Source organism: Pseudomonas sp. B21-009 (assembly GCF_024749345.1).
Taxonomy (GTDB): Bacteria; Pseudomonadota; Gammaproteobacteria; order Pseudomonadales; family Pseudomonadaceae; genus Aquipseudomonas.
Genome location: NZ_CP087199.1, coordinates 1,411,330 through 1,435,523, shown reverse-complemented (window position 1 = coordinate 1,435,523; position 24,194 = coordinate 1,411,330). Strand labels below are relative to the sequence as shown.

At 62.8% G+C, this 24,194-nt stretch carries 20 protein-coding genes and 1 tRNA gene; 11 read left to right on the top strand and 10 right to left on the bottom strand.

All coding sequences use genetic code 11. The features are described 5' to 3' along the window. Positions 1 to 18: 18 nt before the first annotated feature. The 7 genes from LOY34_RS06570 to LOY34_RS06540 all read left to right on the top strand — a co-directional run bounded on the left by LOY34_RS06570 (position 19) and on the right by LOY34_RS06540 (position 12,301). Positions 19 to 2,847 carry an ATP-binding protein gene (locus LOY34_RS06570; protein ID WP_195885876.1) on the top strand — a complete coding sequence of 943 codons (2,829 nt, stop codon included), beginning with the start codon at positions 19 to 21 and terminating at the stop codon, positions 2,845 to 2,847. After that, complete coding sequence (locus tag LOY34_RS06565; RefSeq protein ID WP_045193498.1) at positions 2,834 to 4,027, top strand: EAL domain-containing protein; 1,194 nt, start codon at positions 2,834 to 2,836, stop codon at positions 4,025 to 4,027. The genes LOY34_RS06570 and LOY34_RS06565 overlap by 14 nt, the downstream gene beginning before the upstream one ends. A 77-nt stretch (positions 4,028 to 4,104) precedes the next feature. Continuing rightward, complete coding sequence (locus tag LOY34_RS06560; protein ID WP_258664401.1) at positions 4,105 to 7,335, top strand: hybrid sensor histidine kinase/response regulator; 3,231 nt, start codon at positions 4,105 to 4,107, stop codon at positions 7,333 to 7,335. A gap of 71 nt (positions 7,336 to 7,406) precedes the next feature. Then, positions 7,407 to 8,054: a response regulator gene (locus tag LOY34_RS06555; protein ID WP_123565844.1), complete on the top strand. Its 648-nt coding sequence runs from the start codon at positions 7,407 to 7,409 to the stop codon at positions 8,052 to 8,054. A 170-nt stretch (positions 8,055 to 8,224) separates the two neighbouring features. Further along, on the top strand, positions 8,225 to 8,821 hold the full coding sequence (locus LOY34_RS06550; RefSeq protein WP_093387664.1) for a fimbrial protein: 597 nt from the start codon (positions 8,225 to 8,227) through the stop codon (positions 8,819 to 8,821). A gap of 87 nt (positions 8,822 to 8,908) precedes the next feature. Further along, a complete protein-coding gene (locus LOY34_RS06545; protein WP_195885873.1) occupies positions 8,909 to 9,652 on the top strand; it encodes a molecular chaperone in 744 nt (247 codons plus the stop codon). 84 nt (positions 9,653 to 9,736) lie between these two features. Then, positions 9,737 to 12,301 (top strand): fimbria/pilus outer membrane usher protein, encoded by a 2,565-nt coding sequence (locus LOY34_RS06540; protein ID WP_408980903.1) that lies wholly within the window; start codon positions 9,737 to 9,739, stop codon positions 12,299 to 12,301. Positions 12,302 to 12,426: 125 nt separating this feature from the next. On the opposite strand, the gene LOY34_RS06535 is transcribed toward LOY34_RS06540, so the two are convergent. The 5 genes from LOY34_RS06535 to dapA form a co-directional block, all read right to left on the bottom strand. Continuing rightward, positions 12,427 to 12,516 (bottom strand) — tRNA-Ser (locus LOY34_RS06535). Between the two features lie 93 nt (positions 12,517 to 12,609). Next, positions 12,610 to 13,320 (bottom strand): phosphoribosylaminoimidazolesuccinocarboxamide synthase, encoded by a 711-nt coding sequence (gene purC / locus LOY34_RS06530; protein ID WP_045193505.1) that lies wholly within the window; start codon positions 13,318 to 13,320, stop codon positions 12,610 to 12,612. Positions 13,321 to 13,347: 27 nt separating this feature from the next. Beyond that, positions 13,348 to 14,106, bottom strand: coding sequence for an MBL fold metallo-hydrolase (locus LOY34_RS06525; RefSeq protein ID WP_045193507.1), 759 nt, complete (start codon positions 14,104 to 14,106; stop codon positions 13,348 to 13,350). Then, entirely contained in the window at positions 14,107 to 15,219 is a 1,113-nt protein-coding gene (gene bamC, locus LOY34_RS06520; protein ID WP_093386324.1) for an outer membrane protein assembly factor BamC, read from the bottom strand. Between the two features lie 17 nt (positions 15,220 to 15,236). Beyond that, positions 15,237 to 16,115 carry a 4-hydroxy-tetrahydrodipicolinate synthase gene (gene dapA / locus LOY34_RS06515; RefSeq protein ID WP_195885872.1) on the bottom strand — a complete coding sequence of 293 codons (879 nt, stop codon included), beginning with the start codon at positions 16,113 to 16,115 and terminating at the stop codon, positions 15,237 to 15,239. Here dapA and LOY34_RS06510 point away from each other — a divergent pair. From LOY34_RS06510 to LOY34_RS06500, 3 genes are all read left to right on the top strand, one after another. Beyond that, on the top strand, positions 16,114 to 16,248 hold the full coding sequence (locus LOY34_RS06510; RefSeq protein ID WP_258664398.1) for a hypothetical protein: 135 nt from the start codon (positions 16,114 to 16,116) through the stop codon (positions 16,246 to 16,248). The two genes, dapA and LOY34_RS06510, sit on opposite strands and share 2 nt — an antisense overlap. Before the next feature lie 127 nt (positions 16,249 to 16,375). Continuing rightward, entirely contained in the window at positions 16,376 to 16,936 is a 561-nt protein-coding gene (locus tag LOY34_RS06505; protein ID WP_038996628.1) for a glycine cleavage system protein R, read from the top strand. Positions 16,937 to 16,947: 11 nt separating this feature from the next. Further along, the gene (locus tag LOY34_RS06500) at positions 16,948 to 17,421 is read left to right on the top strand and encodes a peroxiredoxin (RefSeq protein ID WP_195885871.1); all 474 of its coding nucleotides are present in this window, start codon (positions 16,948 to 16,950) and stop codon (positions 17,419 to 17,421) included. Positions 17,422 to 17,494: 73 nt separating this feature from the next. Here the strand turns inward: LOY34_RS06500 and LOY34_RS06495 are convergent, their stop codons facing one another. Together LOY34_RS06495 and LOY34_RS06490 are read right to left on the bottom strand one after the other, a co-directional pair. Continuing rightward, positions 17,495 to 18,565, bottom strand: a complete 1,071-nt coding sequence (locus LOY34_RS06495) for an AI-2E family transporter (RefSeq protein WP_258664396.1) — start codon at positions 18,563 to 18,565, stop codon at positions 17,495 to 17,497. Positions 18,566 to 18,589: 24 nt separating this feature from the next. After that, positions 18,590 to 18,829, bottom strand: coding sequence for a sulfurtransferase TusA family protein (locus tag LOY34_RS06490; protein WP_045193512.1), 240 nt, complete (start codon positions 18,827 to 18,829; stop codon positions 18,590 to 18,592). A gap of 124 nt (positions 18,830 to 18,953) precedes the next feature. Between LOY34_RS06490 and LOY34_RS06485 the strand changes: the two genes are divergently transcribed. Next, positions 18,954 to 20,387 (top strand): M48 family metalloprotease, encoded by a 1,434-nt coding sequence (locus LOY34_RS06485; RefSeq protein WP_045193514.1) that lies wholly within the window; start codon positions 18,954 to 18,956, stop codon positions 20,385 to 20,387. 58 nt (positions 20,388 to 20,445) lie between these two features. Here the strand turns inward: LOY34_RS06485 and nadA are convergent, their stop codons facing one another. The 3 genes from nadA to LOY34_RS06470 all read right to left on the bottom strand — a co-directional run bounded on the left by nadA (position 20,446) and on the right by LOY34_RS06470 (position 24,151). After that, a complete protein-coding gene (nadA, locus tag LOY34_RS06480; protein ID WP_258664392.1) occupies positions 20,446 to 21,504 on the bottom strand; it encodes a quinolinate synthase NadA in 1,059 nt (352 codons plus the stop codon). Positions 21,505 to 21,730: 226 nt separating this feature from the next. Continuing rightward, positions 21,731 to 23,227 (bottom strand): YdgA family protein, encoded by a 1,497-nt coding sequence (locus tag LOY34_RS06475; RefSeq protein WP_195885869.1) that lies wholly within the window; start codon positions 23,225 to 23,227, stop codon positions 21,731 to 21,733. A gap of 54 nt (positions 23,228 to 23,281) precedes the next feature. After that, positions 23,282 to 24,151, bottom strand: a complete 870-nt coding sequence (locus LOY34_RS06470; protein WP_195885868.1) for an oxaloacetate decarboxylase — start codon at positions 24,149 to 24,151, stop codon at positions 23,282 to 23,284. Positions 24,152 to 24,194: the final 43 nt, after the last annotated feature.

Below are 24,194 nucleotides of genomic sequence, written 5' to 3'. Positions count from 1 at the left end.
ACTCACTAGAGTCGGCGAATGAGATTAAAAAGCTACCTGCTGCAAATCAGCCCGCTTCTTTCCAGCCCCGAAGCCGCCCGCCGCTTGCTGCGGTTGTTCGCCGTGGTTTTGCTGATCGGCATCTTCAGCGGCGTGTACAACTTCCTGTTGTTCACCTTCAACAACGACATCTCCCAGCGTCGCGGCTACATGAGCAGCGCGATCGCCGAGGCGCACACCTTCTTCACCAACCGCGAGGCCTTGCTCGAGAGCCTGAGCCTGTCGGCGGTGCGCAAGTCGAAACAGGCAAGGTCCCTGGTCTACCTGCCATCGAGCGAAGAAGTGCACCTGCAACTGGGCAGCACCAGCGACAACCGCTGGAGCATCTGGCTGACCCAGCGCATGCGCGATTACATGAAGGACAAGCAGGTCAGCCTGCTGTATGTCGACACCGGGCCGAACGCGCAGGTCAGGCGCCTGTACAACTCCGCCCCCGGGGTGCCGGGGTTTTCGCCGCGCATGCTTGAGCAGTTACAGGCGCTCAAGGACAACAGCCCCTACCCCGCCGCCGAGCTGTGGCTGACCGACCAGACCGAGCAGCGCTCGTACCTGTACATCTTCATTCGCCTGGATGAGCGCGACGCCGAGTCGGGCTGGCTGGGCCTGGAAATGGACAGCCGCGAGGTGTCGGCGGCGCTCAATGACCAGAGCGCCGGTGAGTTCATGATGCTCAACTCCGAAGGCATGCTGGTGTTCACCAACAGCCACGATAAGCAGTTGGGGCGGATGCTGCTCAACTCCCAGGGGGAAAACTTCTTCGGCTTTGTCGGCGACGGCTGGATCCCCGACCACCTGGTGATCCGCAAGCACCTGAAGTCCTCGGACTGGCAACTGGTGTACTCGATCGACCTGCTGGCGGTGCTGGCCGGGTTGTGGAAGCAGTTGGTTGGCTCGCTGCTGTTCTGCCTGTTCACCGTGACCCTGATCCTGCTGCTGATGCGCCGCATCGAGCATCGCTTCATAGCACCGGCGATCAACCGCATCCAGGCCCTGATCGAAAGCGAGGCGTTCAGCCGCGATGTGATCCAGACCGCACCGGTGGCCTTGTGCGTACTGCGCCGCACGGACGGCAAGGTGGTGCTGGAAAACACCCTGGCGCAACAATGGCTGGGCGACGGCCTGGAGCGCGATGTGCTGTGCGCCGGCTGGATCAACCAGGCCTTCGCCAGCCAGCAAGCCGAGCGCAGCGACTACTTCGCCACCGCCGATGGCCGCCACCTGTACCTGAGCAGCGCGCCAACCCGCTACAACGGCGAAGACGTGCTGTTCTGCGCCTTCAGCGACATCAGTGCGCGCAAGCAGGTTGAAGCGGCGCTGGAAGAAGCGCGGCAATCGGCCGATGCCGCCAACGAGGCCAAGACGCTGTTTCTGGCGACCATGAGCCACGAGATCCGCACCCCGCTGTACGGTGTGCTGGGTACCCTGGAACTGCTGGCGCGCACCCAGCTCGATGCCCAGCAGCGCGATTACCTGCACGCGATCGAAGGCTCGTCGGCGACCCTGTTGCAGTTGATCTGCGACGTGCTGGATGTGTCGAAGATCGAAGCCGGGCAACTGGCCCTGGAGCTGAGCGAGTTCTCGCCCGCGGAGCTGGTCCACGAGGTCATCCAGGGCTACAGCGCCGCAGCCCAGGGCAAGAACCTGCAGTTGTACGCCTGCTTCGATCCGCAACTGCCGGAGCGGCTGATTGGCGACGTGACGCGGATCCGCCAGATCCTCAACAACCTGCTGAGCAATGCGGTCAAGTTCACCGACAGCGGCCGGGTGGTGTTGCGGGTCAAGCTGATCAACCGCGATGGCGAGCGTTCAAGCCTGATGTGGCAGGTGTCGGACACCGGCAAGGGCATCGCCGAGGAAGACCACCCGTACATTTTCGAGCCGTTCTACCAGACTGAAGGTAACACCAACGTGGTGGCCGGCACCGGCCTGGGCCTGCCGATCTGCCAGCGCCTGACCCAGTTGATGAACGGCCAGTTGCGCATGGTCAGCGAACTGGGCCTGGGCAGCAGTTTCACCCTGACCCTGCCACTGGAAGAAGCCTCGGCCAGCAGCGACCTGCCGGCCCAGGGCAACCTGTTGCCCGAGACCATCTACGTAGTCTCGCCGATTCGCGAGCTGGCGCAGTCGATCAGCGGCTGGCTACGCCGCTGGGGCGCCCGGGCCCAGGTCGGGCGGCCAACGCCGGCGGATGCCGCCAGCGGCCACCTGCTGCTCGAGCTGCACCCCGGCAGCGCCGAGCAAGCGCTGGTGGCCGACTGGAGCGGGCCACTGATCCTGGCCAGCGCCCATGGCTGCTGCGAGCCGCAACTGGAAGACGGCCGCTGGCAGGTCAACCTCAACCACCTCAGTGCTCTTTACCAGGCCATCCGCCAGGCCCAGGGGCTGTGGATCGCCCGTACCGATGACCCGCAAAAGCGCGAAATGCAGAAACTCGAGCTGCACATCCTGGTGGCCGAAGACAACATCATCAACCAGTTGATCCTGCGTGATCAGCTCGAAGAGCTCGGCTGCACCGTCGAGTTGGCGGGGGACGGTATCGAGGCCCTGCAATTGTGGAAAAGCGGGCACTTCGACGTGGTCTTGACCGATGTGAACATGCCCAAACTCAATGGCTACGAACTGGCCAGAGAACTGCGCCGCCAAGGCTGCTCGATCCCGATCATCGGAGCGACGGCCAATGCCATGCGCGGCGAAGCCGAACTATGCCTTGCAGCCGGAATGAATCATTGCCTGGTCAAGCCTTTCGCGCTGCGGGCCTTGTTCAACTATCTGGCGCCTTATCAAGAGACCTCTAATGAAGCCCTATAACATCTTGATCGTCGAGGACCACCCGTTCCAGCACATGTACTTGCAGCACCTGTTCAGCGAATTGGGCGATTTCCATTTCGAAGCGGCCCAGGACGGCAAGGAAGCGCTGGAACACCTGCAGCGGCGTGACTTCGACCTGGTGCTGACCGACCTGCTGATGCCCGGCATGGACGGCGTGCAGTTCATCCAGGGCCTGGCCAGGCTGCGCAGCAAACCGGACCTGGCAATCATGAGCGCCGCCTCCAAGCGCATGCTCATGGCTGCAAGCCTGGTGGCCAAAAACCTTGGCGTCGAAGTGATCGGCCTGCTCTCCAAGCCGGTCAAGCCCGATGCCCTGCGCAACCTCACCGATCAGCTCAACGGCAAGAACCGCAGCGCACCGCCGGTGCCGCCGGCGGTGGCGCAGTTCGACTACCAAGCGCTTATCCATGGGCTGAGCAACGGCCAGTTCCAGGCCTGGTTCCAGCCGAAAAAATCCCTCAGCAATGGCCGCATCGTTGCCGCTGAAGCCCTGGTGCGCTGGATGCACCCGGAGCAAGGCGTGCTGCTGCCCGGCGCGTTCCTGCCGGCGTTCAAGACCTTCGAACTGGAAGAGCGCCTGCTGTGGCTGATGCTCAAGCAGGCGATCCATGCCCAGGCGCGCTGGCGCCAGCAGGGGTATGACATTCCGGTATCGATCAACCTGCCGACCCACCTGCTCAACAGCCATGACCTGGCCGACCGCCTGCTGGAGTTCGTCCTGCACCACCAGGGCATCCCCGGCAAGATCTGCTTCGAGCTGATGGAGTGCTCGGTGCCCCAGGACATCAGTAACTTTTACGCCGGCGCCTGCCGCCTGCGCATCAAGGGCTTCGGCCTGTCCCAGGATGACTTCGGCAAGGGCTACAGCTCGTACATGAACCTGGTTTCGACGCCGTTCACCGAGCTCAAGATCGACCGCGCCCTGGTCCAGGGCTGCCACGAAAACGAAAGCATGACCTCGGCGCTGACCAGCATCGTCGCCCTGGGCCGCAAGCTGGGGCTTACGGTGGTCGCCGAAGGGGTCGAGACGCCCCAGGAGCTGGCCCTGTTGCGCAAGATCGACTGCAACCAGGCCCAGGGGTTTCTGATTTCCCACGCGGTGTCGTCCGAGCAGTTCCAGCAACTGCTCACCAATGACGGGCCGGCCACCTTCTATTGAGTGGCCGCAGCGCCCTTGAACTGCCAGCAGAGGTACACTCCATCCAGTCACCATTACCGATACTGCGGAAGTTCCTGATGAAGCACGACAACGCCCTGCTGGAAAAACTCACCCGCAGTTCGTTGCGTCTGAACAAAGGGTTGATGGTGTTGCTTGGCCTGGCTTTACTGTTGGTCGGCACCAGCTACTGGTCGTTTCAGCGCCTGATCGAAGAGCAGCACGACACCGTGCGCTTTCACTTTGCCCGGCTGATGGAAAACATCCGCGAGCAGGAAGTGTTCTTGCGCAGCCTGGCCCAGCGCAGCCATCAGGGCGAGTTGCTCAAGGACGAGAATGCCCAGGTGCGCTTGCTCAAAGCCTTGCCGGAAGAAGGCCCGAATATTTACCAGGGCCAGGAGTTTTCCTACTCCATGCCCTTTAGCGCCAAAATCGACCCAGAGAAAATCGCCGCCAGCGAACACGCCAAGATCTTCTCCCTTGGCGTGCACCTGGCGACCTTTTACAGCACGTTCTGGTCGACCTCGCACTACCAGTCGCCGCATGTGTTCCTGTTCAACCAGCACGGCAACTTCGACATCACCGTGCCGGCCGCAGGCCATGCAGGGGCCAAGACCGTACCGCACAACGAAAGCTTCATCGACATGATCCGTAGCGTGATCGATCGCCTGCCGCGCGACCATCAGTTGCTGCGCGAAGGTGAAGTCTGCTGGCAACACTATGGCCCAAGCGCCGCCAGCCCGGGCCCGGCGCGCATGCTGGCGTACATCGGCATCCAGCTGGCCGCGGACGAAATCCACATCAAGGGCGCCGACACCCGGGTGATGATCGCCAGCATTCTCGATTTGTCCCAGGCCAATGACTACGAACGCACCATGGAATGGTCGATCTATGACCACTTCACCCTGGTGGCGCCTTCCGGCCAGGTGCTGATTGGCGCGTTGTGGCCAGAATCGCCGCTGCATGAGGGGATCAACTTCAAGCCCGAAGGCCTGGTGTTCAAGCTGGTCAACCACAATGGACCGACGTGGACGGCAGTCTATGCCCTCAACTACCGCAGCTTCTTTCGCTATGCCCTGTGGCCGCTGAGCAGCCTTGGCGCCGCGCTGCTCGCGCTGGTCGCCATGGGCTGGGGTGCCAACCGCTGGTACCGCCGCCAGGTGATCCTGCCGGCGCGCCAGGCGCATGCCAGCATCGCCGAAAGCGAAGCCTTCAGCCGCGTGGTAATCGATACCGCGCCCACCGGCCTGTGCGTGGTGCGCCGCGCCGACAACCAGGTGCTGATGGAAAACCAGCGGGCCCAACAGTCGCCAGGCAGCGCCAAGCTGATCAGCGCCCTGGAGCGGCGCACCGACCAGGGCGAGACGGGTGAGACCTACCTGGAAATCGACGGCCGGCACCTGCAGGTAGGTTTTGTCTCGACCCGCTACCAGGGCCAGGATGTGCGCCTGTATGCCTTCAACGACGTCACCCGGCATATTGAAGATGCCACGGCCCTGGAAGAAGCGCGGCGCGCCGCCGATGCCGCCAACGAAGCCAAGACCCTGTTCCTGGCGACCATGAGCCATGAAATCCGCACCCCGCTGTACGGCGTGCTCGGCACCCTCGAACTGCTCGGCCTGACTCGCCTGGAGCCGCGCCAGCAGGAATACCTGCAGACCATTCAGCGCTCCTCGGCCACCTTGTTCCAGCTGATCAGCGACGTGCTCGACGTGTCGAAGATCGAATCCGGGCAGATGGCGATCGAGTCCATCGAGTTCTGCCCCCTGGACCTGATCGAAGACACCCTGCACACCTATGCCGCCTTCGCCCAGCGCAAGGGCCTGCAGCTCTATGCCTGCACCGACGCCGCGCTGCCCGAGCGCCTGCTCGGCGACCCGATGCGCATTCGGCAGATCCTCAACAACCTGTTGAGCAATGCCATCAAATTCACCGACACCGGGCGCGTGGTCCTGCGCACCCGGGTGCTGGCGCGAGAAGATGACAAGGTCAACCTGGAGTGGCAGGTCACCGACACCGGCATCGGCATCTCCACGGCGCAGCAGGCCAAACTGTTCGAGCTGTTCTACCAGGTGCAGGACGCCTGCAGCGAAGGTGGCGCAGGCCTGGGCCTGCCGATCTGCTGGTGGCTTAGCGAAATGATGGGCGGACAACTGAAAGTGGTCAGCGAACCGGGGCTGGGCAGCAGCTTTGCCCTGCGCATGAGCTTGCCGGTGCTGGCAGGCCAAGCCGTCGGCAGCGCGCCAGCTGCAGCCGCGTCGATCCCGGTTTATGTGCGCGCCCCGGTACAGGAGCTGGCGCAATCGTTGGTCGACTGGCTTGTCCGCCTCGGCGTACACGCCGCCCTAGCCCCCCAACCGCTGGAAGCCAAGCATGCGCCGGCGGTACTGGTCGATGCCTTGCCGGCGACCAACGCTCCAGCCTGGCCGGGGCCACGGGTGCTGTGCACGGCCGGTGGGCGCAACCCGCCGGAATACACCGGGCAGGGCTGGAATGTCGACCTGCACAACCTGCGCGCCATCGCCGACGCGGTGGGCATGGCCCGCCTGGGCACGCCGCAGGCATCGCAGCAGGCCGCGCAGCAGCAGACCGACAATCTGCAACTGCGCATCCTGGTGGCCGAAGACAACCCGATCAACCAGGCGATCATCAAGGAACAGCTCGAGGCCCTGGGCTGCACCGCGGTGGTCGCCAGCAACGGCGAACAGGCCCTGCACCTGTGGCAGCCCGAGGTCTTTGACCTGGTGCTGACCGACGTCAACATGCCGGTCATGAACGGCTATGAGCTGGCCCGCACCCTGCGCGAGCATGACCCGCAACTGCCGATCATCGGCGTCACTGCCAACGCCATGCGCGAAGAGGGTATGCGCTGCATCGCCGTCGGCATGAACGCCTGGATCGTCAAGCCGCTGAGCCTGCAGACCCTGCGCGGCCACCTGCTCAAGCTCTGCCGCCCGGCTTTGCAGAATGCAGCGACGCGGGTCGAGCCAGACACCCTCACCGCCCCCGCCGCCGCCCCGGCCACCGATAGCCTGCAGCTTTCAGAGCGGATGCGCCCGCTGTTCATCACCACCATGCGCGATGACCTGCAACTGATCCGCTGCGCGCTGGAGCAAAGTGACGCTAGAATCGTCGCGCAAAGGCTGCACAGCATCGCCGGCGCCCTGGGCGCGGTACAGGCCAGTGAGCTGGCCGAGCACTGTACGGCGCTTGAGTGCCGCCTGGCTGGTGCGGTGCTGAATGCCTCACTGCGCCTTGAAGTGCAGCAGATACTGAGCCGGCTTGCCGCTGTTGTGGATGCGCTCGAGTAACAACAATCAGGCTTACCTGCGGCCGTATGGACACCCCCTAACCTTCTATACCGGTACTACGGACAGCCACTATGGACAAACTCAAAGTCATCATCGCGGACGATCACCCGATCGTGCTGCTCGGTGTGCGCGAACTGGTAGAACGTGACGAACGTTTTTGCGTGGTCGGCGAAGCCGTGTGCTCAAAAGGCCTGATCGAGCTGCTCGAACAGCAACCGGTGGACCTGGTGATCACCGACTACAACATGCCGGCCGATTCGCCCTATGGCGACGGCCTGAAACTGGTCGATTACCTGAAGCGGCACTTTCCGCATTTGCAGGTGTTGATCCTGACGATGATCTCCAACCACCTGATTCTCACCCGCCTGCATGAGCTGGGCGTGGTCGGGGTGATCCAGAAGAGCCAGTTGCACACCGAAATCCAGTTGGCGCTCAAGGCCGTGGCCCAGCAAAGCCAGTACCGCAGCCTGGAACCTGCAAAAACCTCGGTCATCGAAACCACCGCGGCGATCGAGGACCGGTTTGCCACACTGTCACCCAAAGAGTTTGAAATACTGCGACTGTTTGTCGCCGGTAAAAGTGTCAGTGATATTGCCCGCAGCCAGAACCGAAGTGCCAAGACCATCAGCGCGCAAAAGATTTCGGCCATGCGCAAACTTGATGTTAATAGCGACCAGGACTTACTGGCTTATTGCCTGGAGCGCAGTATCTTTAACTAAGTTTCCCGGCAACAAGGTCAGGAACCGATAAAGACTTTGTTGCCAGAACGCCCGCCCCACCTGGGCTCAAACCTTATAAGAATCGTCTGATGTTCGGCAAACACCCCCCGTTCTATTGTGTATTGGCATTTTCATGCAGCACTTTCCAACCAATACAAATGGACATCACCATGAAGAAGTTCTCCCTGGCCCTTATCACTCTGTCCGTACTTGCAGCGTCCGGCGCTGCCCTGGCAGCAGAAACGACGCCTGTTCAAGGTGGCAGCGGCAAGATCACCTTCACCGGCGTGATCAACAACGACGCCTGCTCGGTTGACGGCGCCAACGCTGATCGCGTGATCTCCGTGGACATGGGCACTGTATCGATCAAGGACATGGGCACCGCTGAAAGCCCGTCCTCGGGCCGTGTCACCGGTAAAGACTTCAACCTCAACGTCAACTGCAACCTGGGCACCAAAGTCTCGATGATCTTTGACGCCGCCAGCGGCGGTTCGGGCCTGGTCACCGGCAAGAAAGTCCTGGCCCTGACCAAAGGCACCGGCACTGCAGCCAACGTCGGTATCGCCCTGCTCGACAGCAACGGCGCGCTGATCGACCTGAGCTCGAAAACCACCGCCATGATCCAGAGCGACATGCACGGTACCGGCGCTGCCGGTGGCGACGCGATCCTCAACTTCTCCGCCGCCTACGTCACCACTGGCGCAGCGGGCACTGCCACCGCCGGTCGCGGTGACGCCACCCTGCCGTTCATCCTGCAATACGAATAAGTCGTAGCGCCTGAACTGCTTTGTGCGAGGCCGCCCGGCCTCGCCATTGGCCCTGAAGCAAAACCCCTGAATCAAACGGTACAGACCATGTTGCGTCGTTCTATTCCCGCATGCCTGGGGCTGCTCGGCATGCTCATGGCCGGCCAGGCCATGGCCAGTATTTCTCTGAGTGCCACGCGGATTGTCTTTGATGGCAACCACAAGGAAGCCAACGTCACCGTGCGCAATGGCAACCAGGACGTGCTGATTCAATCCTGGGTCGACGACAGCGATGCCCAGCGCAGCGTGCCCTTTGCCGTAACCCCGCCACTGGCACGGGTGTTCGCCCGTGAACAGCAGTTGCTGCGAGTGCTGTACGAAGGTGCCGGGATGCCTGCGGACAAAGAGTCGGTGGTCTGGCTCAACGTCCAGGAAATCCCTCAGGCCGCCGCCGCCGCCAACACCCTGCAACTGGCCGTGCGCCAGCGCATCAAGATTTTCTTCCGCCCCGCAGGCTTGCCTGGCAACGCCCTGATGGCGCCGACCGAACTGCAATGGCAACTGCTGCGCCACAGCGGCAAGACCCTGCTGCAGGTCAATAACCCGAGCCTTTATCACGTCTCGATGGCGGATATAAAACTTGAGGCGGGCAAACTTAGCGAACTGGCAGCGGACTCAACCATGGTCGCGCCGGGTGAAGTAAAGACATTTCCGGTTAAAACCCTGGGTAGCGATAACAACGTGCGCCTGAGTTTTTCCAGCATCAACGATTACGGTGCGCAAAACCAATACACCACGACACTGTCCAGCGGCCAGGCAAGTACCGCTGCCCAAGCGCCGGGCAAACAATAACGGTTAATGCCCAGGCGTTAAGCCTGCGCGTAACTGCGCCCCTCGCCGCGCCCAGTCGTTATTCGGGATACAAGGTTCCTTCGCATGTCTTTATCTTCCGGTAACAGGCCAACTCATTGCGCCGGCCAACCTGCGCGCGCTCAGTCTGCAACTGCCCGCCTGTGGAAGTTGAGCGCCCTGTCGCTGGCCGTGCTTGGCGCGATGCCGGTGCTGGCCGCGCAGGACACCAGCGATGCGCAACAACTGGAAGCCTTCAACACCACCTTCCTGCAAGGCGCACCTTCGTCGGTCGACCTGCAACTGCTGCTGTCGGCCAACAGCGTATTGCCGGGCAACTACCGGGTCGACCTGTACAGCAACGAAGTATTGGTGGGCCGGCGTGACATCGACTTCAACCGCAACCCGGCCACCGGCCGCGTCGAACCGTGCCTGACCCTGGAGTTGCTGCAACAGCTGGGCATCGACCTGAACAAACTGCAGGCCCAGGGCAAGTTCGACCCGGACACCCCGCAAAGCTGCTACGACCTGCCCAGCCTGATCGACCAGGCCAGCCTGCGCTATGACGCCGCGCGCCTGCAACTGGCGGCCAGCGTGCCGCAAGTGGCAATGCAGCGCGGTATCCGTGGCTACGTCGACCCGGCGCTGTGGGATGACGGTGTGCCGGCGGCGTTCATCAACTACCAGTACAACAGCAGCCGCAGCGCCGGCGATGCCGACACGCGCATCGCCAATAACCTCGGCCTGCGCAACGGCATCAACCTCGGTGCCTGGCGCTTGCGTAACGAGTCGAACTTCACCAGCAGCACCGGTCGCCCGAGCACCTTCAAGAGCAACCGCAGCTACCTGCAGCATGACGTCACGGCCCTCAAGGGCCAGTTCAGCGCCGGGGATATCTTCAGTGACACCGACCTGTTCGACAGCGTGCGCTATCGCGGTGTGAAGCTTGCCTCCGACGAAGGCATGCGCGCCGACAGCGAACGCGGCTACGCGCCGATCATCCGTGGCGTAGCGCAGACCAACGCCACCGTCGAGATCCGCCAGAACAACTACATCCTGTACACCGCCAGCGTGCCGCCAGGGCCGTTCGAGATCAGCGACATCTACCCGTCCGGCTCCAACGGCGACCTGCAAATCACTATCGTCGAGGCTGACGGCCGCCGTCGGGTGACCACCCAGGCGTTCTCCAGCCTGCCGATCATGGTCCGTGAAGGCCAGGTCAAATACAGCGTCTCGGCCGGCCAGTTCAACAGCAACACCGACGGCATGGCCACCCCGAACATCCTCAGCAGCACCCTGGCCTACGGTATCAGCAGCAGCCTCACCGGGATCATCGGTGTACAGGCCAGCGACAACTACAAGGCGCTGTCGCTGGGCGCCGGCAAGAACACTTCGCTGGGCGCGGTGTCGTTCGACGTCACCCATTCGAGCAGCCGCGCACTGGGGCAAACCACCCAGGGCAACAGTGTGCGTGCCCTCTACGCCAAGACCTTCACCGGCACCGACACCAACTTCACCCTGGCCGCGTACCGCTACTCCACCGAAGGTTTCCGCACCCTGACCGACCATGTCCAGGACTTGAGCAGCGACCTGGAGCGGCGCACGGGCAACTCCAAGACCCGCACCGACCTGACCATCAACCAGAGCATGGGCCGCAACCGCGAACTGGGCAGCCTGTACGTCAACGCCAGCGACCAGCGCTACTGGAACCGCGGCGGCTCGCAGAGCTTTTCGGCCGGCTACAGCAACAACTGGGGCGAAGCCAGCTACAACCTCGGCGTCACCCGCACCAAGGATTTGGGCGACGGCTACGGCGGCTCCAGCAGCGATACCCAGTTCAACCTGTCCGTGTCCTTCCCGCTGGGCAGCCGCGCCCGGGCGCCGCGTGCGTTCATCACCACCAGCACACAAAAAGGCGGCGACAGCACCCAGGTTGGCGTCAACGGCTACCTGTCCGAGACCAGCGACACCTTCTATTCGGTCCAGGGCGGCAACAGCAGCTCCGGCGGCAACTCCGCTTCGGCCAACCTCAACACCCGCACCTCGGTGGCCGACATCACCCTGGGCTACAGCCAGGGCCGCGGCTACGACTCGCAGAACCTCAACGTGTCGGGCTCGGTGGTTGCCCACCAAGGCGGCATCAACCTCGGCCAGACCGTCGGCGAAACCTTCGCCCTGGCCCAGGTGCCGGGCGTCAAGGGCGCCAAGATCAGCAGCTACAGCGGCGTCGAAACCGGGCGCAACGGCTACGCGGTGATCCCCAACGCGCAACCATACCGGGTCAACTGGATCAGCCTGGACACCCGCGAACTGGGCGGCGACATCGAAATCGACAACGCCACCCAGCAACTGGTACCGCGCCGCGGCGCCGTGGTGGTGGCCCGCTACACCGGCAAGAGCGGGCGGCGGGTGCAGTTCGAGCTGTTCGACGAACAGGGCGCGATGATCCCGTTCGGCGCCTCGCTGGAAGACGCCAGCGGCAAGCAACTGGCAATTTCCGACCCCAACGGCAAGGCGCTGGTGTTGCTGGAAGAAGACCAGGGCAGCCTGACCATCAAGTGGGGCGAGCGCCAGTGCACAGCGCCGTATAGCCTGCCGGAGCGGGACAAGGCGTTGAACTATGAGCGTCAGCGGTTGGTGTGCCGGCCCTGATGCGGCCTCATGTGACCAAAAGCCCCGCAATGCGGGGCTTTTTGTTATCTGTGTGATCTGGAACTTATTAATAGGCAGAAACGAAAAAACCCCTGAATCTTGCGATTCAGGGGTTTTCTCTTGTATGGCGGAGAGATAGGGATTTGAACCCTAGGTACTGTTGCCAGTACAACGGATTTCGAATCCGTCCCGTTCGGCCACTCCGGCATCTCTCCAGTGGCGCGCATGATACCAGCAGTTTGCCGAAAGGCAAAGCCTGTTTGCGAAAAAAATTCGCGTGGTATCAGGCGCTTGCGTGAACTTGCCGGTTACAGCGGCACGCCCAGGCGTTTGGCAACTTCTTCGTAGGCTTCGATAACGTCGCCCAGACCCTGGCGGAAGCGGTCCTTGTCCATTTTCTTGCGGGTTTCTTTGTCCCACAGGCGGCAGCCGTCCGGGCTGAACTCGTCACCGAGGACGATCTCGCCGTGGAATACGCCAAACTCGAGCTTGAAGTCCACCAGCAGCAGGCCGGCGTCGTCGAACAGCTTGTTCAGCACGTCGTTGACCTTGAGCGACAGCTCTTTCATCTTCGCCAGTTGCTCGGCGGTGCCCCAACCGAAGGCCACGACGTGGGATTCGTTGATGAACGGGTCGCCCTTGGCGTCGTCCTTGAGGAACAGCTCGAAGGTGTGCGGGGTGAGCTTCATGCCTTCTTCGACGCCCAGGCGCTTGACCAGGCTGCCGGCGGCGTAGTTGCGCACGACGCATTCGACCGGGATCATGTCGAGCTTCTTGACCAGGCATTCGTTGTCGCCCAGCAGTTTGTCGAACTGGGTCGGGATGCCGGCTTCTTCAAGCTTTTGCATGATGAAGGCGTTGAACTTGTTGTTCACCATGCCCTTGCGGTCGAGCTGTTCGATGCGCTTGCCGTCGAACGCCGAGGTGTCGTTGCGAAACAGCAGGATCAAGCGGTCAGCGTCGTCGGTCTTGTAAACCGACTTGGCTTTGCCGCGGTAGAGTTCTTCACGTTTTTCCATGATGGGCTCCGCTTGCTAAATGATGGGCTAGGCGATTTCACGCCAGTCGAGCCCGGAATCCTGATTGGCCACTTGCAGCCAGTCCGGGTCGCAGCCGAGGGTATCGACGAAGCATTGCCGGGCCAGCTGTGGCTGGTTGTTCTTGCTGCTGAGATGGGCCAGCACCAGGTGTTGCAGGTTCTGCCAGTCCAGCTCCGACACCAGGCGCGCGGCCTGATGGTTGTTCAAATGTCCGTAGTCGCCACCCACCCGCTGCTTCAAAAACATCGGGTACGGCCCGCGTCCGAGCAGGTCGCGACAGTGGTTGGCCTCGATCAGCAGGGCGTCCAGGCCCTGGTAGCTGCTGAGCAGGGCCGTATCATACGAGCCCAGGTCGGTCAGCACGCCAAAGCGCCGGCTGCCATCGCCAAACACGTACTGCAGCGGCTCCAGCGCGTCGTGAGTGACGCCGACGGCGGTAACGCTCAGGTCGCCCAGCTGCAAGGTGTCGTTGGCGGCCAGGAAGCCTGCGGCCTCGACCGGCTTGCGCATGCCGCGCAAGGTGCCGCGACTGAGGTAGACCGGTACATTGTAGCGCCGCGACAGCAACCCGACCCCATGCACGTGGTCGGCATGTTCGTGGGTGACCAGCACCGCGCTCAATTGCGCCGCAGAAACGCCGAGCAGCGCCAGGCGCCGCTCGGTTTCACGCAGGGAAAAGCCGCAATCGACCAGCAGCAAGGTATTGCCACTGGCGATCAGCGTGCCATTTCCCTGGCTTCCACTTCCAAGTACGGCGAAGCGCACTTAACCCAGGTTGTCCTGAATCACGCTCAGCACGCGGCGGGCAACGTCTGCCGGGGCCACGGTGTTGATGTTCTTCTCGACGGTGACCTGGACGCTTTCGCCCACCTTGCTCAGGCGAACCTGGTAGCGCTCGGCACGGGCTTCACGCTCTTCCTTGCTCGGCGCACTGCCGAACAGGCGGCTGAAGAAGCCTGGCTGCTCTTTGGTCTCGGCTTTCTCGGCAAGGTTGATGTAGTACAGGCCCAGGCTGCGGTTGATGTCTTCAACACGCCATTCGCCCTGCTCCAGGGCACGGCCAACGCTGGACCAGGCGCGATCGAGGTCGGCGCCCAGGTTCAGTACCGGGTTGCCGCTGCCGTCTTCGCTGAGGCTGACGCGGCTCGGGGTATCGAAGTCGCGGGCGGCAAGCAACGACACCGAACCGCCCTTCTCGGCGCTGCGGGTCATGCTGGCGAGCATTTCGTCGACCAGGATGGCATCGACACCGGTGTTGGCCGAACGTGCCGGGAATTCCTGCTCGGCAGTGCTGCCGGCCGGGCGTTCGACGGTCACGACGTAGACTTCACTGGTGTTGCGCTGCACGCCCGGCTCGATGCGGATGCGCGCACGGACTTCGTTGTCGCTGCTGCTCGAGGCACTGCCCAGGCGCTTGGCCATGGATGCCGAGAGCTCGTCGAAGCGCTGCCAGGTGGTGTTGAACTCGCCGGTTTGCGGACGCTCTTCGGCAATCCGGAAGCCGTTGTCTTCAAAGAACTGACGGGCCACCGGCCAGACTTCGGCCGGCGAGCGCTGGGCCAGCACCCAACGCGAGCTGCCGCTCTTCTGCAGGCTGAAATCGCTGATGTCGGCCGCGGCGTTCAACGGCAGCGGACGCGGCACTTCGAATTCGCCCTTGACGTTGTCGTCGGCGACGTTGCGCGGGATCGGCAGCAGCGGGTCGAGCCGCTTGGCGCTGCTGACGTCCGGTGGCAGCTGCATTGGCGGCTTCTGGGTGGCCTCCAGATAATCGCTGCCACGGTCACGGAAGTAACCCTCTTCGCCCCAGAGCCAGCCGCAACCGCTGGTACTGGAGATGATCAAGGCAAGGGCGGAAAGACCAGCCAATCGCTTCATGCGGTGTACGTCCTCAATTAAAACTTCAGGCCGCACTGGCGCATCGCCTGGCGTACCGTATCGTGACAGGATTCGCTCAGCCAGGTCAGTGGCAGGCGGATGCCTTTGTGCATCAGGCCCATTTCGACCAAAGCCCACTTCACCGGAATCGGGTTGGCTTCGATGAACAGGTCCTTGTGCAGCGGCATCAGTTGTTCGTTGATTGCGCGAGCCTTTTGGGCATTGCCCTCAAGGGCGGCTTCGCACAGATCGGCCATTTCTCGCGGGGCGACGTTGGCGGTCACGGAAATGTTGCCCTTGCCGCCCAGCAGGATCAGCTCGACAGCGGTCGGGTCATCGCCGGACAGGACGATGAAGTCCTTGCTGACGCCGTCAAGGATGGCCTTGGCGCGCTTGAGGTCGCCGGTGGCCTCTTTGATGCCGATGATGTTCGGCACGCTCGACAAACGGATCACGGTCTCGGCCTGCATGTCGCAGGAGGTGCGGCCAGGGACGTTGTAGAGAATCTGCGGGATGTCGACGGCTTCGGCAATGTGCTTGAAGTGCTGGTACAGGCCTTCCTGGGTCGGCTTGTTGTAGTACGGCACCACCAGCAGGCAGGCATCGGCGCCGGCTTCCTTGGCGTTGCGGGTCAGGTGCACGGCTTCGCTGGTGGAGTTGGCGCCGGTGCCGGCGATCACCGGGATACGGCCATTGACCTGCTTGACCACCGCCTTGATGACTTCAATGTGCTCATTGACATCCAGGGTCGCCGACTCGCCGGTAGTACCGACGGCAACGATGGCGTGGGTGCCGTTTTCCAGGTGGAAGTCCACGAGTTTGCTGAGGCTGTCCCAATCAAGACGCCCTTGTGCATCCATGGGTGTGACCAATGCCACCATACTGCCCGCAATCATGAAACTGCTCCTGCCGGAAAAAGAGAGCGGTAATGGTACTGGCGCCATCGGCCTTGCACAAGCGAAGCAGGCGGGCGGAGCATTCCCCTCGGCGGCCATTTTCGCTACCCTTCTGTCTTTGATCGGTACATAGTGGCCCGCCGGGCTGCCGACAATGCGCGTAGCCAGCGCCGCAAGGCTCGATCCTGAGCCCCGGGCGCCTGCCTACCGGCCTTTTTGCCACGTCAGGTACCGACCGCTCATCGCTTTAGGAATGCTGCATGTCCACCCCCACCGTTCGCGAACAATTCCTTGTCATCAGCGCCCTGGGTGCCAATCCCATGGAACTGACCAACATCCTGTGCCGGGCCAGCAACGACAATCGTTGCTCGGTCGTCACCTCGCGCCTGACCCGCCACGGCGAGTGCAGTGCCCTGGTCCTGCAGGTCGCCGGCAGCTGGGACGCCCTGGCGCGCTTCGAAGGCGCCCTGCCGGGCCTGGCCAAGAAGCACACCTTCACCGTCAACGTGGTGCGCAGCGCCGAGCTCGAAGTGCGCCCGCTGTCGCTGCCGTACGTGGCCTATGTCAGCGCCGCCTACCGCCCGGACATCATCAACGAGCTGTGCCAGTTCTTCATCGACCACCATGTGGAGCTGGAGAACCTCACCTGCGACACCTACCAGGCCCCGCAGACCGGCGGCACCATGCTCAACGCCACCTTTACCGTGACCCTGCCGGCAGGTACCCAGATCAGCTGGCTGCGTGACCAGTTCCTGGACTTCTCCGATGCGCTGAACCTGGATGCGCTGATCGAACCGTGGCGCCCACAGAACCCGATGTAAGGAAGCTTTTCATGGCCGTTGAACTCGACCAACCCGTCGCCCATTTTGAGGCCCAGGCCACCAGCGGCCAGACCGTCAGCCTGGCCGGGCTTAAAGGCCAGCAGGTGGTGCTGTACTTCTATCCCAAGGACAGCACCCCGGGGTGCACCACCGAAGGCCAGGGTTTCCGTGACCAGCATGCAGCCTTTGCAGCGGCCAACACCCAGGTGTTCGGCGTATCGCGTGATGGCATCAAGTCCCACGAGAACTTCAAGGCCAAGCAGGCCTTCCCCTTCGAGCTGATCAGCGACAAGGACGAAGCCCTGTGCCAGCTGTTCGACGTGATCAAGCTGAAGAAACTCTACGGCAAGGAATACCTGGGCGTGGACCGCAGCACCTTCCTGATCGACAAGGACGGCGTGCTGCGCAAGGCCTGGCGTGGGGTGAAGGTGCCAGGGCATGTCGATGCCGTACTGGCTGAGGCGCAGACGCTGAACGCAATATAAGCCAATCGCGGGGCAAGCCCGCTCCCACAGGTTCTTTCACTCACTGTGGGAGCGGGCTTGCCCCGCGATGCTTTTAGAGCAGCGGCGCCACCACCGGCTCTCGCCGCGGCCAGGCATCCAGCACGGCCTTGAACAGGGTCGCCAGGGGGATGGCAAAGAAGATCCCCCAGAACCCCCACAGCCCGCCAAACAGCAGCACCGCGCAGATGATCGCCACCGGGTGCAGGCTCACCGCCTCGGAGAACAGCAGCGGCACCAGCACGTTGCCGTCCAGGGCCTGAATGATCGCGTACACCGCCACCAGGTAGATGAACTGATCGCCCCAACCCCACTGGAACAGCGCAATCAGGGTTACCGGTACGGTCACCACCACCGCGCCGACGTAGGGCACCACCACCGACAGGCCGACCAGCAGGGCCAGCAACGCCGCATAGTTGAGCCCCAGGCTGATGAAGGCGATGTAGGTGGCCACGCCACAGATCAGAATCTCGATGCCCTTGCCGCGAATGTAGTTGGCGATCTGCCGGTTCATTTCTTCGGCCACCCGGGTCATCAGCGCCCGCTCCTTGGGCAGGTAGCCACTGACCCAATCGGCGATCTGCTCGCGGTCCTTGAGAAAGAAGAACACCAGGATCGGCACCAGCACCAGGTAGATCATGATGTTGACCAGCAGCGGCAGGCTCGACAGCGAGAAGGTCAGCGCCCACTGGCCGAACTTGCCGATCTCGCCGCGCATCACCTCGATGGCCTGCAGCACCTGCTCGTCGGAGACCAGGTGCGGGTAGCGCTCGGGCAACAGCAACAACAGCGACTGCCACTTGCCGAGCATGCCCGGCAGTTCGTTGAACAGGGTGATCAGCTGGTGCCAGAGCAGCGGCACCAGCACCAGCAGGAACACCGCCAGGGCGCCCATGAACAGCATGAACACCAGCCCGACCGCATAGCGCGTGGGCACCCGCAGGCGCTCCAGGGCGTTGACCAGGCCTTGCATCAGGAACGCCAGAACCATCCCCGCCAGCACCGGCGCAAGCATGCCACCGAGGGTCAGGACGGCGGTGAACGCCAGAAACAGCAAGACCGCCAGCACCACCGCTTCTTCATCGGAGAAGTAGCGCTGCATCCAGTCGCGAAGCACCTTGAACATTGACGATCCTTTAACAGAAAAAACTCAGGCCTTCTTCAGCCAGTAGGTGTAAACACCGGCCTCGGCCTCTTCGAGCAGCAGCGTATGACCGGCCAATCGGGCAAAAGTGCGAAAGTCGCGCTGGGAACCGGCGTCGGTGGCAATCACCTTGAGCACCGCGCCAGTGGCCAGGCGATTGAGCTCCATCTTCGCCTTGAGCAGCGGCAGCGGGCAGTTCAGCCCGCTGGCGTCGAGTTCGGCGTCATGGGTCGGGGTCTCGCTCATGGGGGTCTCCAGGCAGGAATGCGGGCACAGGTAGCATTTTGAACAAGCCCGGTAGGATACCGCCACTGGTCGCCAACGTGCGAGCGGGCTACAGTAAGGTTCTTTGTCGACCAGAGCTTCGTGCATGAATTTTCTGCGCCCTACCCTGCTGACGCTGGCCTGTTTGATGGCGCTCCCCAGCCATGCCGACGACCTGCCGTCACTCGGCGACGCCAGTTCTGCCATTGTCTCCCCGCAACAGGAACACCAGCTGGGCCGCGCCTGGCTCAGCCTGCTGCGGGGCAATGTCAACCAACTGAACGATCCCCAGCTCAAGGATTACGTCGAAACCAGCGTCTACCGCCTGGCCGAAACCAGCCAGTTGCAGGACCGGCGCCTGGAGTTCATCCTCATCGACAGCCGCGAACTCAACGCCTTTGCCGCCCCCGGCGGGATCGTCGGGGTCAACGGCGGGCTGTTCCTCAATGCCCAGACCGAAGGCGAATACGCCTCGGTACTGGCCCACGAACTGGCGCACTTGTCGCAACGCCACTTCGCCCGCGGCGTCGAGGCTCAGCAGCGCATGCAGTTGCCGATGATGGGCGCGCTGCTGATCGGCATCGTCGCCGCCGCGGCAGGTGCCGGTGATGCCGGTATTGCCGCAATTGCCGGCACCCAGGCGGCCGCCATCCAGGAGCAGCGGCGCTTCTCGCGACAGAACGAACAGGAAGCCGACCGCATCGGTATCCTCAACCTTGAGAAGGCCGGCTATGATCCGCGCAACATGCCGACCATGTTCGAGCGCCTGATGCGCCAGTACCGCTACGACGCCAAGCCGCCGGAATTCCTCCTGACTCACCCGGTTACCGAATCGCGCATCGCCGACACCCGCAACCGCGCCGAACAGGCGCCCAAGGGTGGCACCGAAGACAGCATGCGCTACCAGCTGATTCGTGCCCGGGTGGCGCTGATCTACGAAGGCACCCCCGGCCTTGCCGCCAAGCGCTTCCAGGCCCAGCTCGACGAAAACCCGCAGATGGACGCCGCCCGCTACGGCCTGGCGCTGGCGCAGATCAAGGGCGGGCGCCTGAACGAGGCGCGCGAGAACCTCAAGCCGCTGCTGGCCAAGGCGCCCAACGACATCACCTACAACCTGGCGCAGATCGACCTGGACATCACCAACAACCGCCTGCCCGATGCCCAGCAACGGGTCGAGCGGATGCGCAGCCTGTACCCGGCCAACTACCCGCTGCAACAGGCGCGCATCGACCTGCTGCTCAAGCAGAACCGCCCTGCCGAGGCAGAGAAGGCGCTGGATGCGCTACTCAAGAACCGTCCTGAAGACCCGGATGTCTGGTATGACGTGGCGGAAGTACGTGGCCTTTCGGGCAACACCATCGGCCTGCACCAGGCCCGCGCCGAATACTTTGCCCTGGTGGGCGACTTCGACCAGGCCCTGCAGCAGCTCGACTACGCCAAGCAGCGCGCCGGCAACAACTTCGTCCTGGCGTCGAAGATCGATGCGCGTCAGCGCGAGCTGATGGAGCAACAGCGGATGGTCAAGGACATGATGCGCTAAGCATCGCGGGGCAAGCCCGCTCCTACGGTAGGAGCGGGCTTGCCCCGCGAAGGCGTCGTCAGGCGTTACCGGACAACTTCATCCGCGCTGCCTGGGTGAAGTCGAGCATACGCTTGAGCGGCTTGATCGCCTGGGGGATCAACGCCGGCTCAACGAAAATCTCGTTAGTGCCTTCCCGCAGGCACTGCAAGGTGCGCTCCAGGGTATTCATCGCCATCCACGGGCAATGCGCGCAGCTGCGGCAGGCCGCGCCGTTACCGGCGGTAGGCGCTTCGATGAAGATCTTGTCGGGGCACAGCTGCTGCATCTTGTAGAAGATGCCGCGGTCGGTGGCGACGATGAAGGTCTTGTTCGGCAGGGTCTGCGCCGCAGCAATCAGCTGGCTGGTGGAGCCCACTGCGTCGGCCAGGTCGATCACCGCCTCGGGCGACTCCGGATGCACCAGGATTGCCGCCTCCGGGTACAGCGCCTTCATGTCGGCCAGTTGGCGCGACTTGAACTCTTCGTGGACGATGCAGGCACCGTCCCACAGCAGCATGTCGGCGCCGGTCTGTTTCTGGATATAGCGACCCAGGTGCTGGTCCGGGCCCCAGATGATGGTCTCGCCGTTGTCCATCAGGCTTTCGACGATTTCCAGCGCGCAGCTTGAGGTCACTACCCAGTCGGCGCGGGCCTTGACCGCCGCCGAGGTGTTGGCATACACCACCACGGTGCGCTCGGGGTGCTTGTCGCAGAACGCCGAGAACTCATCTACCGGGCAGCCGAGATCGAGCGAGCAGGTCGCCTCGAGGGTCGGCATCAGCACGCGCTTTTCCGGAGTGAGGATCTTGGCCGTCTCGCCCATGAAGCGCACCCCGGCGACCACCACGGTCGAGGCCGCGTGGTTCTTGCCGAAGCGGGCCATTTCCAGCGAGTCGGACACGCAGCCACCGGTTTCCTCGGCCAGGGCCTGGATCACCGGGTCGCAATAGTAGTGGGCAACCAGCACCGCATTTTGCGCCTTGAGTTCGGCGGCAATGGCGGCGCGGTAGTCGGCCTCTTGCTCGGGCGTCAGCGGCGTGGGCTGCTTGGCATCGAGGTGAGCCTGGACGAGAAGGCGTTCGGAAATCTGGGTCATGATCGCTGGACCTGCAGGCGCTTGAGCGCGTAAGTCGAGTGTATCACCGAGCCCTGGCAAATCGGCTACAGGCTCCACAGGCAGGGCAAAACAGCCTTGCGCACAGAACCACGGACCAGCTGCGGCCTCGGGTTTTTATAGGATGCCGAAGGCTACAGATAATCGAATGAATTCAAAAGGTTTTTTTAGTGAAACAAGCCCGGGGCGGGCGCCCCGGGCCTGAACATCAACCGCCGGTCGCCTGCATTGCGCTGGCGTTGGCCATGATCACGCTGGCGAACTGCTCAACGGTCATCTTCTGGCCGTTGAAGTCGACCATGCCATCGGCATAGTGCAGCGAGGTAACAATGTCATTGCCCTCGACCTTGGCCATCTGGCTCTGCACCGCCATCATGCTGACCATTTCCCCGGCCTGGGCCGCTTGCTGGGCAACAATGGCAGCATCGGTCTGGCCTTCGAACTGAGCCTGCAGGGTCGCCAGGTCACCGATCATCGGCTTGGACAGCGACATCTTGCTCTGCAGTTGGGTGATCAACTGCTTGGACAACTCCTCGGGCGGCAGCTCCAGGGAGGTCGGGTTGGCCAGGTCGACGCTGAAGCTGAAACGGCTTTCGCCATTGGCAGTCTTGAACGACAGATTCTCCAGGGCGATCTGCGGCTTGGCTGCCAGCAGGCGCTGCACATCGCTGCGCACCTGGGCCGTTTCAGCCTCGGTCATCGCCAGGTCCGGCATGCCTGCACCTTCGGCAGCGGCCTGCTGGAACTCAGGCAGGCGGCTCTGGTACCAGCCGATCAGTGCCTGCATGGCCGGGATGTCGAGACGTTTGAGGCTCCAGACCATCTCGCCGGCACCGATGGCCTTGCCGTCAAAGTTGATGTCGCCAACCTTGTATTCCATGCGTGCCGAGAGCTTGTCGCCGTCGTTCTTGTACTCGTTGTTCTGCGCCAGGCCCTTGAGCTTCAGGACCTTTTGCTCATCGCCGAAGGTGGCGACCGTATCATCCACGGCCATATCCATCTTGCCGACATAGAAGCCGAACGGCGTCTTGGTCATGTCGCCGGTCAGGCTCAGGCCCTTGATCTCGACTTTCAGCACTTTGCTGTCAGGGTCGACCAGGTTCAGGCTCAGGCCGCCCGACTGGCCGGTGAGCTGCACGTGTTCGGCGCCTTCGTTGCCGTGGCCAGTGACTTCAAAGCCGGAGAACTTCAGCGACGAGCCGTCCTTGCTCCACTCGATCGGCGCCACCTGGAAAGCGCTGTCCATCGAGCGATCGTAACCGTAGGCAACCTGGCCTTGCAGCGGCGAAACGTCTTTGGTCAGGGCGAACCAGTCGGCGGTGGCCGCGTCTTTTTCCAGGCTGTAATGACTGGCTGCCATGACCGGCATCAGCTTCAGCGCCTTGACCCGCGACAGCGGCAACGGCCCGTGTTCGATCTGGTCGACAAAATTCAGCTCGAAGCTTTTGCTGTCTTCGCCAACCTGCAGGTTTTTTACCTTGAGGCGGTATTTGGCGGTACTGCTGAACAGATGGCTGTCCAGCGATACCAGCTCAAGCTCCACGAGGGTGTCCATACCCACCAGCGCCTGCTTGGTCTGGGCGTTGGATTCGGCGATGGTGGTTGCCAGCACGCCTGGCAGTTGCTTGCCGGTGTACCAGGCACCCGCGGTGCACACCGCTGCCACTGCCACTGCGAGGCCGAGTACGCCTGTAGATTTCTTCATGAATTGTTTCGCTTCCATTTGTAGAGAGTTGTTGCGTTGACTAAGCCTTGCGGCCTATTCGTTGACGTCCATGTACTCGCGGGCCCAGACGATGTAGTCGTCCGGTTGCGTGTAGGTATGGGTGAGTTCGGTGGCGCTCAGGTCCGAGGTGCTGCAGGTGATGCCGCGCTGCTCGCGCAGGCAGTCGTAGGTGGCCTTGATCGCGGCAAAGTAGGCGCCATGACCATCGACGGCAATGCGCACGCCCAGCTCGGCCAGGCGCGCATCATCATGCAGTTGCGGGTTGCCGTAGGTGACCAGCATCAGCGGCACGCTCAGGTGCGTGGCAATCTGCTCCAGGTGTTCGAAGTCGCGGATACCGACAATGCACAAGGCGTCTGCGCCGGCGTTCTGGTAGGCCACAGTGCGGGCGATGACTTCTTCGGTGGCAATCAGCGCCGCGTTGGTGCGGGCAATGATCGACAGCTCCGGGTCAACCCGCGCCTCCAGCGCCGCACGGATCTTGCCGACGCCTTCGGCGATGCTGATCAGGTCGGTGGACTTGCGCCCGAACTGGGCCGGCAGCAGGGTGTCCTCGATGGTCAGCGCGGCAATCCCGGCACGCTCAAGCTCGGTCACCGTCCGCATCACGTTGAGCGCGTTGCCATAGCCGTGGTCGGCGTCGGCAATTACCGGCAGTTGCGCCACCCGGCCGATCCGCGTCGCCTGCTCGGCGAATTCGCTCAGGCTGATCAGGGCAAAGTCAGGGGCGGCCAGCACCTGCAGGGAGGCCACCGAACCGCCGAGGATCCCCACCTCGAAGCCCAGGTCAGCGGCAATGCGCGCCGACATCGGGTCGAAAACGGAGGCGGTGTGGTAGCAGGCAGGTGAGGCAAGCAGTTGGCGGAACGCGCGACGCAGGTCTTGGTGGGAGGCTCTTGGCATGGTCTTTCCAGGCTATCGACTTCATTTAGTAGGTCGAACATTA

What these genes read in the sequence shown, in the direction of transcription:
- LOY34_RS06500 (WP_195885871.1), top strand. Translation starts at nt 16,948, where the DNA reads ATGGCCGTTGAACTCGACCAACCCGTCGCCCATTTTGAGGCCCAGGCC.
- bamC (WP_093386324.1), bottom strand. Translation starts at nt 15,219, where the DNA reads ATGAAGCGATTGGCTGGTCTTTCCGCCCTTGCCTTGATCATCTCCAGT.
- LOY34_RS06545 (WP_195885873.1), top strand. Translation starts at nt 8,909, where the DNA reads ATGTTGCGTCGTTCTATTCCCGCATGCCTGGGGCTGCTCGGCATGCTC.
- LOY34_RS06490 (WP_045193512.1), bottom strand. Translation starts at nt 18,829, where the DNA reads ATGAGCGAGACCCCGACCCATGACGCCGAACTCGACGCCAGCGGGCTG.
- LOY34_RS06550 (WP_093387664.1), top strand. Translation starts at nt 8,225, where the DNA reads ATGAAGAAGTTCTCCCTGGCCCTTATCACTCTGTCCGTACTTGCAGCG.
- LOY34_RS06560 (WP_258664401.1), top strand. Translation starts at nt 4,105, where the DNA reads ATGAAGCACGACAACGCCCTGCTGGAAAAACTCACCCGCAGTTCGTTG.
- LOY34_RS06485 (WP_045193514.1), top strand. Translation starts at nt 18,954, where the DNA reads ATGAATTTTCTGCGCCCTACCCTGCTGACGCTGGCCTGTTTGATGGCG.
- LOY34_RS06540 (WP_408980903.1), top strand. Translation starts at nt 9,737, where the DNA reads ATGTCTTTATCTTCCGGTAACAGGCCAACTCATTGCGCCGGCCAACCT.
- LOY34_RS06510 (WP_258664398.1), top strand. Translation starts at nt 16,114, where the DNA reads ATGAAACTGCTCCTGCCGGAAAAAGAGAGCGGTAATGGTACTGGCGCC.
- LOY34_RS06555 (WP_123565844.1), top strand. Translation starts at nt 7,407, where the DNA reads ATGGACAAACTCAAAGTCATCATCGCGGACGATCACCCGATCGTGCTG.
- purC (WP_045193505.1), bottom strand. Translation starts at nt 13,320, where the DNA reads ATGGAAAAACGTGAAGAACTCTACCGCGGCAAAGCCAAGTCGGTTTAC.
- LOY34_RS06470 (WP_195885868.1), bottom strand. Translation starts at nt 24,151, where the DNA reads ATGCCAAGAGCCTCCCACCAAGACCTGCGTCGCGCGTTCCGCCAACTG.
- LOY34_RS06475 (WP_195885869.1), bottom strand. Translation starts at nt 23,227, where the DNA reads ATGAAGAAATCTACAGGCGTACTCGGCCTCGCAGTGGCAGTGGCAGCG.
- LOY34_RS06505 (WP_038996628.1), top strand. Translation starts at nt 16,376, where the DNA reads ATGTCCACCCCCACCGTTCGCGAACAATTCCTTGTCATCAGCGCCCTG.
- dapA (WP_195885872.1), bottom strand. Translation starts at nt 16,115, where the DNA reads ATGATTGCGGGCAGTATGGTGGCATTGGTCACACCCATGGATGCACAA.
- LOY34_RS06570 (WP_195885876.1), top strand. Translation starts at nt 19, where the DNA reads ATGAGATTAAAAAGCTACCTGCTGCAAATCAGCCCGCTTCTTTCCAGC.
- LOY34_RS06495 (WP_258664396.1), bottom strand. Translation starts at nt 18,565, where the DNA reads ATGTTCAAGGTGCTTCGCGACTGGATGCAGCGCTACTTCTCCGATGAA.
- nadA (WP_258664392.1), bottom strand. Translation starts at nt 21,504, where the DNA reads ATGACCCAGATTTCCGAACGCCTTCTCGTCCAGGCTCACCTCGATGCC.
- LOY34_RS06565 (WP_045193498.1), top strand. Translation starts at nt 2,834, where the DNA reads ATGAAGCCCTATAACATCTTGATCGTCGAGGACCACCCGTTCCAGCAC.